Origin of the sequence: Bacteroides faecalis (genome assembly GCF_003865075.1) — a bacterium.
In the GTDB taxonomy this organism is placed as follows: domain Bacteria; phylum Bacteroidota; class Bacteroidia; order Bacteroidales; family Bacteroidaceae; genus Bacteroides; species Bacteroides faecalis.
Map to the genome: position 1 here is coordinate 391,939 of NZ_BHWB01000004.1, position 13,547 is coordinate 405,485.

The following is a 13,547-nucleotide window of genomic DNA, read 5'->3' on the forward strand; positions in this document are numbered from 1 at the left end:
ATCATAATTTGTGCTTGTCTTATTTCTTTGAATTACTTTATTTTTCAAATTTAAACCAATCTAATTTAAAAAGATTATCCTCTTGTGCCTTTCCTTTGAATACTAGATAAAGCTTCTTATGAGAACCTTTTGCGTTTTTACTTAATCCGGTGGATTGAATAGTCCATTTTTGTTCTCCACCTGTATTCTTTATCTTTAAAATACCAATAGGTTTGCTAAGCATGGAATCAAGATAAATCTCAAGTTCTCCTCCCTTTGTTCCTGAAGCTACTTTTGCTGAAAAAGTAGTAGCTCCATTTCCCAAATTGATGTTTTCGTATAGGAGATAATCGTTGTTTCCTCCTTTGCAAATATCCAGCCCATCAGGAGTACATTTTTCGAGGGTTAATCCATAGAGATTATGGAAGTTCTCAGCTTCAAGAGTGCGGTTAATATCATCTGCTTTGTCTTCTCCGAAAATCTTTAATTCAAAGATACTCAATGCATTCTTAGCATTGATGAGATCGATTCCGTCTGCCGTTTCCGGAATATTTATACCATCGAGAATGGTCAGACGAACGAATCGCCCTTGTACGGAGGACTTATTTGGGAGAGTATCTGTGACAGGAGATTGAGGTACTCCGTTCATAGTTCTGTCTACAAAAACTTTCCAAGCTTTACTCTCTGATGCAATATCCAGATTACTTGCTTCTTCTTGCTGTAAATATTCGATCTTGTATTTATAAGTACGGCTTGTAAATTCAAAAATAGTTTCTATTTCATCTATCCGACAGTTACTTCCCAAATCTACGATGATCCATGGATTCTTGACATCGATTCCAGCATCCCAATGTGTACCGTAATTCTCATCAACAGCAAAGTTACCGGAATAACGGAATGAAATGTCATTGGTACGGTAACGACCGGAAAAAGCTGAGCTGTCATATTCTCTGGCAGATGACACTTTGGTTTGTTTGCCTAATGCTATGTTTTTACGAGAATCTTTCTTTGTATTTACTACTGTCACTCCTTTGTGTGTAGGTTTAATCTTTTGTATGCTTCCATCAGTGTTGAAAAATACTTCCTCGATACATGTTTGCCGTTTGCTATCGACAAAAGGATAGTGTTGTCGGTGGTAAGCAATAAATGTACGTCCGTTATAATCAAACATTGAATGATGTCCCGAGCCTAAGATCTGATTGGTGTCATCACGTTGCAAGATAGGAATAGTCATTGACTGGTTGATCTCCCGATAGGGACCCGTTATGTGTTCTGATACTGCATATCTTACATTGTAGTTTTCACTTCCATTGAAAGACCACATTAAGTAGTATAAATCATTCTTCTTATAGATGTAGGATGCTTCGAAAGCATTCTTAATTTCATCGACTTGATGATATTTGTAGGTTCCGATAAATTTGTTGGAAGCTGTTTGCTCATATTTGGGGTCCTCATTATCGATGTATATTTTCCCTACTTTATCAAACTTTAGTTTCATGATCTTAAAATGCCATGAGTCTGTGGTGATATACATCGTATGGTCATCGTCTATAAAAAACTGTCCATCGTATCCTTGGAAGAGCATTTTTCCGGGTGCAATGCTATTTGCGTCTTCCCATGGTCCCAACGGATGATCGGACATACCAACAAAAGTATGTGACGCAATGCTATACATCAGATAATATTTTCGCGTATCGGGATTGTATTCAATACTGGGAGCCCATACGGCAGTTGTACCTGCATAATCAGTCCACGATTTAGGAAAAGTTATAGGTTTGTTTTTCCATGTCTTACAGTCTTTCGAATACCATACTTGTGTCGGGTAAACATTACCTCCTCCGGCCCCATCATTCGTACCATAAGCATAGAATAAATCAGTTTTTGGGTCGTAATAAAAGGATGCATCTGCCAGATATGCTGGTACGGTAGGATTCCCCGTTTGCATAGAGAATACATTTAAGTCTTCGGGTGCTGTGGAGATATCCTTTATTGTGGCTGTGAAATTCTTCTTTAATAAAGTTTTTCCTTTTTGTAAAGTTGCTGTAAGAATTACCTTTTTATCACTGCTCCCTGCATCCGGACGGTGAACTGTTCCTTGATTGCCTATATATTCAGTCTTATTTGAACTCCATGAGATTTTACTTCCACTTTCTCCTACTAATGGAAGAAGTATATCAGAAGTTACTGCTGATAAGTCACCTAATGAAAGTTTCTCTTTATCCTCTTGTACTAATAAAGGGTCTGCTGCTGAAGAAAGTTCCGAGATTTGTTTTTCGGTTAAAGCACAGTCATATATTCTGAAATCGTCCATCATTCCGTTGAAGTATGGATCGGGCCAAGTTGGTTTACCGATATAGTTATCTGTGGTGTGCCCTAATACAGAAGGATTAGTAGTAAAATCATTTTTTACTTCTGCTTTAACTCCATCTACATAAAGTATTCCGGTGTTACCTTCCAGAGTAAAAGCCAGATGATGCCATGCGTTTGCAGATAATTTATCTTTTTGTTTGGTGTATGAGATTCTTTCTTCTTTGTTGGTATGTCCTTCTTGGTCGCTATGTTTTTTGGTCATGACTAACGATACTCCATTTTCTTCATTTCCTCTTTGAGTGGTTAAAATGAGGTATTGTTCCGTTCCGTTGGCAAATGTGCATACGGTTTGATTAGGAACCTGATCATTGATATAGACCCATACGGATAAAGTGAAGTTTGTGATATTTTCCATTATCCCGTCCGGTAATTTGAAGTACCCGTTATTACTGAATTGGGATGCTCCTTTAAATAATCCCGGTACCCATGTGATGGTTCCTCCGTTCACCTGAGCATTTAGTCTTTTTCCGGAGCTTCCGCTATTATGTGCAATATATCCATCTGTTTCATCAAAAGATAATTCTAAGAAAGGAGTGGGGGAGTTGCCTTTTATATCTTTTGCCGAAACTTGTCCGTTCATTAAAGAGATGCATATCATTAACGCGATAGCCAGTATTCTTGTTACAAGATCTTTGTTTTTTCTTTTCTTCATATTATTAGTACTGTTGTTTTCGAAAATAGTCGAATTTATTGTTGTGTTGTTCCGTAGTAAGAATTTACTATCAAAGAGTTATTTATGACGCCAAAATTAGTTAATAGTTTTAAGTTTGCCAAAAAAATGATAGTCTTGATATGAAGAATAATACTTGCTTCTTATTTCATATAAGCTCTGGCATATTGCAGTGATTTTATTATATTTGCATGTTGAAAATAAGTTTACTATGAATATAGATTCTTTTTATTGCTTTTTGGGTAGTATGAGCCTGATTGCTTTGATCGTTTTTATCGCACTTTACTTTGTAAAAGCCGGGTATGGAATGTTCCGTACGAATTCGTGGGGAGTAGCTATTTCCAATAAGTTGGCTTGGGTATTTATGGAAGCCCCTGTCTTTATAGTGATGTGTTGGATGTGGATACATTCGGAACGTCGTTTTGATCCGGTCGTTCTAACATTTTTTCTATTCTTTCAAACTCATTATTTTCAGCGCGCCTTTGTATTTCCTTTCTTGTTGAATGGAAAGAGTAAAATGCCGTTGGCTATCATGTCAATGGGAATACTTTTTAATTTGTTGAATGGTTATATGCAAGGAGAATGGATTTTTTATCTTGCTCCGAAAGATATGTATCAATCTGATTGGTTTTCTACCCCTTGGTTTATAGTAGGTACACTTCTTTTCTTTACAGGAATGTTTGTGAATTGGCATGCCGATTATGTGATTCGTCATTTGCGTAAACCCGGTGATACACGTCATTATTTACCTCAGAAAGGAATGTATCGTTATATTACTTCTGCTAATTATTTTGGTGAAATTGTGGAATGGTTAGGTTGGGCCGTATTGACTTGTTCCCTTTCCGGACTTGTTTTCTTTTGGTGGACAATTGCTAATCTTGTTCCCCGAGCTAATGCTATCTGGCACCGTTATCGGGAAGAATTTGGAGAGAAGGTTGGACGAAGGAAACGAGTATTCCCGTATCTGTATTAAGTTGCCCTTGATTCTATCTGATTTTAATACTGAAAAGCTTGTTCATATAAATAATTTTAGCGAATATTGCACTTAAATTTCTGTAAATAAGAATCTATGAAGTCGACTAATAATATGAAAGAACAACGGAAATTACTTTTTTCTCCAGTCACAATCGGGCCTCTTACTTTACGAAATCGTACCATTCGTTCGGCAGCTTTTGAAAGTATGTGTCCGGGAAATGCTCCTTCTCAAATGTTACTTGATTATCATCGTTCGGTAGCTGCGGGAGGGGTTGCAATGACAACAGTTGCTTATGCTGCTGTGACACAAAGTGGGCTTTCATTCGATCGTCAGTTATGGTTACGTCCGGAAATTATTCCCGGTTTACGAGAAGTGACGGATGCCATTCATGCTGAAGGCGCTGCTGCCGGAATCCAAATAGGACATTGTGGCAATATGTCTCATAAAAAGATTTGTGGAGTAACTCCGATATCAGCCTGTTCCGGTTTCAATCTTTATTCTCCTACTTTTGTGCGGGGAATGAAGAAAGAGGAACTGCTTGAAATGGCTAAAGCATATGGACAGGCCGTGAACTTGGCTAGAGAAGCTGGGTTTGATGCAGTCGAAGTACATGCTGGTCACGGGTATTTGATCAGTCAGTTTCTTTCTCCATCTACAAATCATAGAAAAGATGAGTATGGCGGTTCGTTGGAAAATCGAATGCGATTTATGGATCTGGTAATGGGTGAAGTGATGAAGGTGGCAAGTAATGATATGGCAGTCATCGTCAAAATGAATATGCGGGATGGATTTAAGGGAGGAATGGAATTGGATGAAACGATTCCGGTAGCTAAGCGTTTATTGGAATTGGGGGCTCATGCTTTGGTGTTAAGTGGAGGTTTTGTTAGTAAGGCACCGATGTATGTTATGCGAGGAGCAATGCCGATTCGTTCTATGTCTTATTATATGGATTGTTGGTGGTTAAAATATGGCGTTCGAATGTTTGGTAAATGGATGATACCTACTGTTCCTTTTAAAGAAGCTTATTTTCTTGAAGATGCTTTGAAGTTTCGTGAAGCATTGCCGGATGCTTCATTAATTTATGTGGGTGGTCTGGTTTCCCGGGAAAAAATAGAAGAAGTACTGGATTTAGGATTTGATGCAGTACAAATGGCACGTGCATTATTGAATGAACCGGGATTTGTAAATCGGATGAGACAAGAAGAGTTAGCACGTTGTACTTGTGGACACAGTAACTATTGTATCGGACGGATGTATACTATCGAAATGGCTTGTCATCAACATTTGAAAGAAAAACTGCCCCTTTGTTTACAAAAGGAGATCGAAAAATTAGAGAAACAATGAAGGAAGTAAGATGGGCAATTATTACCGGTGCTGATGGGGGAATGGGGACAGAAATTACTCGTGCTGTTGCTGAAGCTGGTTATCATGTATTGATGGCTTGTTATCAGCCTAAGAAGGCTGAAGGGATCCGTCAACAACTAGTTAAGGAAACAGGAAATCCACATTTAGAAGTATTAGCTATTGATTTGTCTTCTATGGACTCGGTCATTTCTTTTGCTAATGAAGTGATAAAACGCAATTTGTCTGTTTCATTGTTGATGAATAATGCAGGTACAATGGAAACGGGGCTTCATATTACTACTGATGGTTTCGAACGTACAGTTAGCGTTAATTATTTAGGACCCTTCCTGCTCACGCATAAACTGCTACCCATATTAGTGCCAGGGGCACGTATTGTCAATATGGTTTCCTGTACATATGCTATCGGACATCTTGATTTTCCGGATTTCTATTTGAGAGGGAAGAAAGGACGTTTTTTCAGAATTCCTGTTTACAGTAACACAAAGCTGGCTTTGATGTTATTTACTCTTGAACTTTCTGACCGTCTAAAAGACAAAGAGATTACTGTGAATGCAGCTGACCCTGGAATTGTTTCTACGAATATTATAACCATGCATCAATGGTTTGACCCTTTGACGGATATTTTATTCCGACCGTTTATCCGTACACCTCGGCAAGGAGCGGAAACAGCCATTGGATTGTTGCTGAATGCGAAGGAAGCAGGTGTGACTGGACAGCTTTATGCTAGCAGCCGTCGGAAAGTATTGTCTGAGAAATATATCCGACATATGCAAAAGAAACAACTTTGGGAGGAAACGGAGCATCTATTACAACGTTGGCTGAACAAGTATTAATCTTTGGCGGAGACTGAATGATAATAACGAACGGCAAACAATCTGTTTTTACAGACGTTTGCCGTTCGTTATATATTCTTGTTTCTCGTTTAGATAGAGAGTTCTTTTAATACATTGACAAGATCTTTTTTAATTGGCTTGTCGTTTTTGATAGCTTTGCTGAAGGGTACGTAGACGATTTCATCATGTTCGATACCAATCATAACATTACGTTGATCTTCCATAATGGCATCAATGGCAGCCGCACCTAAGCGACTTGCTAAAATACGATCGTGTGCTGTTGGACTACCACCTCGTTGTAAGTGACCTAAAATAGTTACGCGTACGTCGTATTGAGGATATTCGTTCTTCACGCGTTCTGCGAAATGCATGGCACCTCCGGTGAGTTCACTTTCTGCCACCAACACGATACTACTATTCTTTGATTTACGGAATCCATTTTTTATGAATTCTTCCAATTGGTCTACTTCTGTACTGAATTCTGGGATAATAGCAGCTTCTGCTCCTGATGCGATTGCACCATTTAATGCAAGAAAACCGGCATCACGTCCCATTACTTCAACGAAGAACAGACGTTCATGTGAAGTAGCAGTATCACGGATTTTGTCTACTGCATCTAATATTGTATTCAGGGCTGTATCATATCCGATCGTAGTATCAGTACCATAAAGGTCATTGTCAATTGTACCGGGTAATCCGATACAAGGTACATCAAATTCCTGTGCAAAAATACGTGCACCTGTCAAAGAACCGTCACCACCGATAACAACCAAAGCGTCGATTCCTTCTCTTTTCATGTTGTCATAAGCAAGTTGTCGCCCTTCAGGTGTAGTGAACTCTTGACAACGTGCAGTTTTCAGGATAGTTCCACCAAGTTGGATGATGTTACTAACATTCTGACTTTTGAACTCTTTGATCTCTCCTGTAACTAGACCTTTGTAGCCTCTATATATACCTTTAACTTGTAATCCATTATAAATGGCTGCACGTGTTACCGCACGAATAGCAGCGTTCATTCCGGGAGCATCCCCCCCAGAGGTTAATATGCCTATACACTTAACTGTTCCCATAACAATCTTTTTATTTAATTTGCTGCGACAAAAGTACAATAAAAAGTTGAAAACGTTATTTTAGAACTTCGTTTTCATATGAAGAAAATATTAAAATTGTTCAAATCACACTCTTCTTCAATCAATTTATTCTTTGCTGATGAGTTACCTATTCTTTAATTTGTGTTTGAATATAGCGTGATATTTTTTCCATTAGCCATTTGGGAGTGGAAGTCGCTCCGCATACACCGATAGATGTTACATCTTTAAGCAAAGAAGCGTCAATTTCTTCCTGGCTATCTATTAAATGGGAGTTTGGATTCACTTTTAAGCATTCTTCGAACAACATCTTTCCATTCGAACTTTTTTTCCCACTTACAAAGAATATTAAGTCATGTGAAGCTGCGAACTCCCGAAGCTTAGGCATTCGGTTTGCAACCTGACGGCAAATGGTATCATAATACTCAAAGGTGGCTTCAGAGGAAATATGCTGTTTGATGTATTCTACAATTTCCTGAAATTCATCCAGCGACTTTGTTGTCTGTGAAAAAAGACGGATACTCTTACTGAAATCCAGCTTTTTGACTTCTTCTGCTTTCTCAATAACAATAGCCTGACCATCGGTTTGTCCCACTAATCCCAATACTTCAGCGTGTCCGTTTTTCCCATAAATGACGATCTGCTTCTCTTTCTGGTTGTCTTCCAGAAAACCTTGTTTGATACGTTTTTGTAGGCGTAAAACTACCGGGCAGGTGGCATCAATAATTTCTATATTATTTTCGCGAGCGATCATATAAGTTTCAGGTGGCTCTCCATGTGCACGAAGTAATACTTTTGCATTTCGTAATTGCTTGAATTCATCATGATTGATGGTGATTAGTCCCATTTCTTTGAGACGTTCCACCTCCTTACTATTATGTACAATATCTCCCAGACAATAGAGAGTCTCGCCTTTGGTTAGTTCTTCCTCTGCTTTATTGATGGCTGTAACTACACCAAAGCAGAATCCGGAACCTTCATCGATTTCTACCTTAATCATATATTTAATGTATAAGCTATCCGGTGACTTTGTTGAACTGTTCAAATAACCATTTTTTCTGTTGTTCGATGGTCAGATTTGTATTATCCAATAATAACGCATCTTCTGCTTTACGTAACGGACTCACTGCACGATGTTGATCAATATAATCCCGTTGCTTGACGTTTTCCAAAATCTCATCGAAACTGGCTTCTTGTCCTTTGGCTTTCAACTCATCGTAACGTCGTTGTGCACGGATTTCCGGTGAAGCTGTAACAAAGATTTTTAATTCAGCATCAGGAAAAACAGTAGTACCAATATCACGTCCATCCATTACAATCCCTTTTTCTTTTCCCATAACTTGTTGCTGGGCAACCATTGCCTCGCGTACAAAGTCGAGGGCACTGATTGGACTAACTTTAGATGAAACTTCCATTGAACGGATTTTGCTTTCTACATTTACCCCATTGAGATGAGTATCCGGGCGTCCTGTTTCGGAGTTCAGCTTAAAGGAAATCCGGATATTTTTAATATCTTGTTTCAATTTCTCTGTATCAATGGCATTTCCATTGAAGATTCCATTTTCTATACTATATAGAGTGACTGCACGATACATTGCACCGCTGTCAATGTAAATGTAGCCCACCTCTTTAGCAAGATCCTTGGCCATCGTACTTTTTCCGCAAGAGGAAAATCCGTCAATTGCGATAGTTATCTTTTTCATCTTGATAAATTCTTCTAATTTAGTTCGCCAAAGATACAGGTAATTTTGAATAATAACCCAACAATTGCTTATAAAAGCATTAAAGTGGGATGCTGGAAAAATTAAAAAAGTTAAAAAGCTGGATAAAAAGATAGGAAGAGAGGGATGGTTATTTGAAAATGTGCTATATTTGCCCAGAAACCTTTAGCAGACACTTTTTTTAATCAATTATATTAATTAAACTTATGGAAGTTAAAAAATCACCCAAAGCAGACCTGGAAGGCAAGAAGTCTACCTGGTTGCTCATCGGTTACGTGATCGTATTGGCTTTCATGTTCGTAGCGTTCGAATGGACTAAACGTGACGTGAAAATCGATGTCGCTCAAGCTGTAACTGAAGTCGTATTTGAGGAGGAAATTATTCCTATTACAGAAACCCCTCCAGAGCCGAATACTCCGCCACCCGCTGAAGCTCCGAAAGTTGCTGAAACGTTGGAAATTGTTGATGATAATTCAGATGTTGAAGAATCAACAGATATTCTTACCGAAGATAATCTCCCTACACAAGCAAAGACAAATGTAACGTATGTGCCGGTACAAGTTGTTGAAACAGAACCAGAGGAGCAGACTATCTTTGAAGTTGTAGAACAAATGCCAGAATTCCCGGGTGGAACTGCTGCTTTGATGCAATATTTGAATAAAAACATTAAGTATCCGGTAATTGCACAGGAACAAGGTACACAAGGCCGTGTTATTGTACAGTTTGTGGTGAATAAGGATGGTAGTATTGTAGATGCACAAGTTGTACGTAGTGTAGATCCATATTTGGATAAGGAAGCTATTCGTGTGATCAATACCATGCCAAAATGGACACCAGGTAAACAGCGTGGTAAACCAGTTCGCGTTAAGTTTACTGTTCCTGTAGCGTTTAGATTGACATAATTTGTATCCTATCATAAAATGAAGAGGCTGCTTTCGGCAGCCTCTTTTTATTCACTAAATCTTTGTTACTATCATGTTTACAGCTTCTCAATTACTTGATAAAATAAATAGTCGTATTTCTGAGATTCAATTCGCTCGGAGTCCGAAAGGACTTTATGCACCGGTAGAGTATGTCCTTTCTCTAGGAGGGAAGCGGATACGTCCGGTATTGATGTTGATGGCATATAATTTATATCGTGAGGACGTTTCTTCAATTTATGATCCGGCTACGGGGATTGAGGTATATCATAATTATACGCTGTTGCATGATGACGTAATGGATCGTGCAGATGTACGTAGAGGTAAACCTACTGTACATAAAGTCTGGAATGATAATAGTGCAATTTTGTCGGGAGATGCTATGTTGGTATTGGCTTATCAATATATGAGTGCTTCTGCACCTTCGTATTTAAAAGAAGTAATGGATTTGTTTAGTCTGACTGCACTTGAAATTTGTGAAGGACAACAGTTAGATATGGATTTTGAATCGAGAAGTGATGTTACAGAAAGTGAATATATAGAAATGATCCGGTTGAAAACAGCTGTATTGCTTGCTGCTAGTCTTAAAATTGGTGCTGTTTTGGCAGGAGCGCCTGCAGAAGATGCTACGAATTTATATAATTTTGGAATGCAGATGGGAGTCGCATTTCAATTACAGGATGATTTATTAGATGTATATGGGAATCCGGAAGTGTTCGGGAAAAAAATAGGTGGAGATATTCTTTGTAACAAGAAAACATATATGCTGATAAAAGCGTTGGAACGTGCTGACGAAAAACAGCATAAGGAGTTGAAGCAATGGTTGGATGTTGAAGCTTATGAGCCCGATGAAAAAATTAATGCGGTAACTACGCTCTACAATGAACTTAATATTCGTGGTATATGTGAAAATAAAATGCGCGAATATTATACGCTTGCAATGAAAAGCTTGGAAGCTGTTGGAGTTACCGAAGAAAAGAAGAAAGAATTAAAAAATTTAGTGAAATTACTGATGTATCGTGAAATATAACTGAGTTTTAAGAGATGCCTTATAGACGATTACCAAATACCGATCAAGCTAGGGTTCGGGCGCTGAAAGCAGCGGTCGGAAAGGGCGATGTATATAATGTACGTGATTTGGCTATTACTTTGAAAACTTTATTTGATGCTCGTAATTTTTTGCAGAAATTTGAAGCTGCTCAAAATTATTATATGCAATGTTATGAGAACCAGTCTAGGGCTAGTCGTAAACATCAGGGAAATGTGAAAATGGCACGATTGTATATTTCTCATTTTATTCAAGTACTAAATTTGGCGGTGCTTCGTGATGAAATAAAAGTGGGAAATAAACAATTATACGAGTTGCCTGAGGCAAATGTTGTACCAGACTTGTTGAGTGAAGTTGCATTGGTGGAGTGGGGACGAAAAATTATTGATGGTGAACAACGAAGGGTATCCCAGGGAGGAATACCTATTTATAATCCGACTATTGCTCGTGTTAAAGTACATTATGATATCTTTTTAGATAGTTATGAACGTCAAAAAGCTTATCAGGCATTGACTAATCGTAGTTTAGAGGAACTTGCTTCTATGAGGGATCGTGCCGATGAACTGATTCGTGATATATGGAATCAGGTAGAAAATAAATTTCAGGAAGTAATGCCTAATGAAGATCGTTTGGAGAAATGTCGAGATTATGGTTTAGTATATTATTACCGTTCTGGTGAAAAAATAAAGTTAGGAAAAAACGATTGAATATGTTGATAGATACTCATTCTCATCTTTTTTTAGAAGAATTTTCCAAAGATTTACCACAAGTGATGGAACGTGCCCGACAAGCCGGTGTTTCATCTATATTTATGCCTAATATTGATAGTACAACTATTAAACCTATGTTGTCTGTTTGTGCTGATTATCCGGACTTTTGTTTTCCTATGATCGGATTACATCCAACTTCAGTGAATGAGTCGTATGGAGAGGAGTTGGCGGTTGTTCATAAATATCTGTCAGTTCCTAATAACTTTATAGCGATAGGAGAGATAGGACTCGATTTATATTGGGATAAAACGTTTCTAAAAGAACAGTTGTTGGTCTTTGAAAAGCAAATTAAATGGGCGCTTGAATATGACTTGCCTATCGTAATTCATGCTCGAGATGCTTACGAATATATATATAAGGTAATGGAACCATATAAAGATACTGTTTTAAGAGGTGTTTTTCATAGTTTTACCGGAACATTGGAGGAAGCTGTGAAATGTTTGGAATTCGAAAAATTTATGTTAGGTATTAATGGGGTCGTTACTTTTAAGAAGTCATTGTTAGCAGGAACTTTGTCGTCTTCCGTTCCGTTAGAACGCTTGGTGCTTGAGACAGATTCTCCTTATCTGACGCCAGTTCCGAATCGTGGAAAACGAAATGAAAGTGCAAATATAAAGGATACTCTTTTGAAAGTAGCAGAAATTTATCAGGTAAGTCCGGAACGTGTTTCACAGGTCACTTCGGAAAACGCATTAAAAGTGTTTGGATTCTCCAAATAAGGTCAGAAAGGTTTTAAATTTTATTAATTTGCAGTATTTATTCGAGATAAAAAAGGGATAATGCTTCATGAAAAGAAAAAAAAGGATACATTTGTAGCTGAAAATTCGAAAAAACCGTAGGGAGAGATGCTCGAGTGGTTGAAGAGGCACGCCTGGAAAGCGTGTATACGCCAAAAGTGTATCGGGGGTTCGAATCCCCCTCTCTCCGCAAGATAAAAAAGAACGTAAAGTAAATACAATAAATAATAATTAATTAATTAATCTTAAAAATTAGACACACAATGAAAAAGTTATTTGCAATTGTTGCTGTGATTGGGGCCTTGGCATTCGGCTCAACTCAACTTGCTCAGGCTCAAGATGCTCCTGCGGCAGAACAAACTGAACAACAGGCTGCTCCAGCTGCTGCACCGGCTGCTACTCAAGTTGCTGCTCCTGCTGCAGAAGAAACTGGTCTTCACAAAGAAATCAAAATCAAGTTTATTGAAGGTACTGCATCCTTCATGAGTTTGGTAGCTATTGCTTTGGTAATTGGTTTGGCTTTCTGTATCGAACGTATCATTTATCTGAGCTTGGCTGAAATTAACACAAAGAAGTTTATGGCATCTATTGAAGCTGCTTTGGAAAAAGGTGACGTTGAAGCTGCTAAAGACATCGCACGTAACACTAGAGGTCCAGTTGCTTCTATTTATTATCAAGGTTTGATGAGAATCGACCAAGGTATTGATGTTGTTGAGAAGTCTGTAGTATCTTATGGAGGTGTACAAGCTGGTTATCTTGAAAAAGGATGTTCATGGATCACATTGTTTATCGCGATGGCTCCGTCACTCGGATTCTTGGGTACTGTAATCGGTATGGTGCAGGCATTTGATAAAATTCAAATTGTAGGTGATATTTCTCCGACGGTTGTAGCAGGTGGTATGAAAGTAGCTTTGATTACAACTATCTTTGGTTTGATCGTTGCTTTGATTCTTCAGGTATTCTACAACTACGTACTTTCTAAAATTGAAGCTCTTACAAGTGAAATGGAAGATTCTTCTATCACTTTGCTTGATATGGTTATCAAATATAATTTGAAATACAAAAAATAA

Annotated in this window: 12 protein-coding genes and 1 tRNA gene; 9 read left to right on the top strand and 4 right to left on the bottom strand. The window is 38.1% G+C overall.

Annotation, left to right across the window (positions count from 1 at the left end; all coding sequences use genetic code 11):
* Positions 1 to 37: 37 nt before the first annotated feature.
* Positions 38 to 3,001: a family 43 glycosylhydrolase gene (locus tag EJF25_RS09675; RefSeq protein WP_125041025.1), complete on the bottom strand. Its 2,964-nt coding sequence runs from the start codon at positions 2,999 to 3,001 to the stop codon at positions 38 to 40.
* Positions 3,002 to 3,230: 229 nt separating this feature from the next.
* Between EJF25_RS09675 and EJF25_RS09680 the strand changes: the two genes are divergently transcribed.
* The 3 genes from EJF25_RS09680 to EJF25_RS09690 all read left to right on the top strand — a co-directional run bounded on the left by EJF25_RS09680 (position 3,231) and on the right by EJF25_RS09690 (position 6,193).
* Positions 3,231 to 3,992, top strand: a complete 762-nt coding sequence (locus tag EJF25_RS09680; protein ID WP_125041026.1) for a DUF1295 domain-containing protein — start codon at positions 3,231 to 3,233, stop codon at positions 3,990 to 3,992.
* A gap of 96 nt (positions 3,993 to 4,088) precedes the next feature.
* Positions 4,089 to 5,339 (top strand): NADH:flavin oxidoreductase, encoded by a 1,251-nt coding sequence (locus tag EJF25_RS09685; protein WP_370685713.1) that lies wholly within the window; start codon positions 4,089 to 4,091, stop codon positions 5,337 to 5,339.
* Complete coding sequence (locus tag EJF25_RS09690) at positions 5,336 to 6,193, top strand: SDR family oxidoreductase (RefSeq protein ID WP_125041027.1); 858 nt, start codon at positions 5,336 to 5,338, stop codon at positions 6,191 to 6,193. The genes EJF25_RS09685 and EJF25_RS09690 overlap by 4 nt, the downstream gene beginning before the upstream one ends.
* 89 nt (positions 6,194 to 6,282) lie before the next feature.
* On the opposite strand, the gene pfkA is transcribed toward EJF25_RS09690, so the two are convergent.
* From pfkA to cmk, 3 genes are all read right to left on the bottom strand, one after another.
* Positions 6,283 to 7,263, bottom strand: coding sequence for a 6-phosphofructokinase (pfkA, locus tag EJF25_RS09695; RefSeq protein WP_125041028.1), 981 nt, complete (start codon positions 7,261 to 7,263; stop codon positions 6,283 to 6,285).
* Positions 7,264 to 7,411: 148 nt separating this feature from the next.
* Complete coding sequence (locus EJF25_RS09700) at positions 7,412 to 8,281, bottom strand: 4-hydroxy-3-methylbut-2-enyl diphosphate reductase (RefSeq protein ID WP_125041029.1); 870 nt, start codon at positions 8,279 to 8,281, stop codon at positions 7,412 to 7,414.
* Between the two features lie 16 nt (positions 8,282 to 8,297).
* Positions 8,298 to 9,161: a (d)CMP kinase gene (gene cmk, locus EJF25_RS09705; RefSeq protein WP_370685716.1), complete on the bottom strand. Its 864-nt coding sequence runs from the start codon at positions 9,159 to 9,161 to the stop codon at positions 8,298 to 8,300.
* Between the two features lie 47 nt (positions 9,162 to 9,208).
* Between cmk and EJF25_RS09710 the strand changes: the two genes are divergently transcribed.
* The 6 genes from EJF25_RS09710 to EJF25_RS09735 all read left to right on the top strand — a co-directional run bounded on the left by EJF25_RS09710 (position 9,209) and on the right by EJF25_RS09735 (position 13,547).
* The gene (locus EJF25_RS09710) at positions 9,209 to 9,904 is read left to right on the top strand and encodes an energy transducer TonB (protein ID WP_125041031.1); all 696 of its coding nucleotides are present in this window, start codon (positions 9,209 to 9,211) and stop codon (positions 9,902 to 9,904) included.
* 73 nt (positions 9,905 to 9,977) lie between these two features.
* Positions 9,978 to 10,952, top strand: a complete 975-nt coding sequence (locus EJF25_RS09715) for a polyprenyl synthetase family protein (protein ID WP_125041032.1) — start codon at positions 9,978 to 9,980, stop codon at positions 10,950 to 10,952.
* Between the two features lie 14 nt (positions 10,953 to 10,966).
* Positions 10,967 to 11,677, top strand: a complete 711-nt coding sequence (locus tag EJF25_RS09720) for a hypothetical protein (RefSeq protein ID WP_125041033.1) — start codon at positions 10,967 to 10,969, stop codon at positions 11,675 to 11,677.
* A 2-nt stretch (positions 11,678 to 11,679) separates the two neighbouring features.
* Positions 11,680 to 12,459, top strand: coding sequence for a TatD family hydrolase (locus EJF25_RS09725; RefSeq protein ID WP_125041034.1), 780 nt, complete (start codon positions 11,680 to 11,682; stop codon positions 12,457 to 12,459).
* A gap of 120 nt (positions 12,460 to 12,579) precedes the next feature.
* A tRNA-Ser gene (locus tag EJF25_RS09730) sits at positions 12,580 to 12,667 on the top strand.
* Positions 12,668 to 12,740: 73 nt separating this feature from the next.
* A complete protein-coding gene (locus tag EJF25_RS09735) occupies positions 12,741 to 13,547 on the top strand; it encodes a MotA/TolQ/ExbB proton channel family protein (RefSeq protein WP_125041035.1) in 807 nt (268 codons plus the stop codon).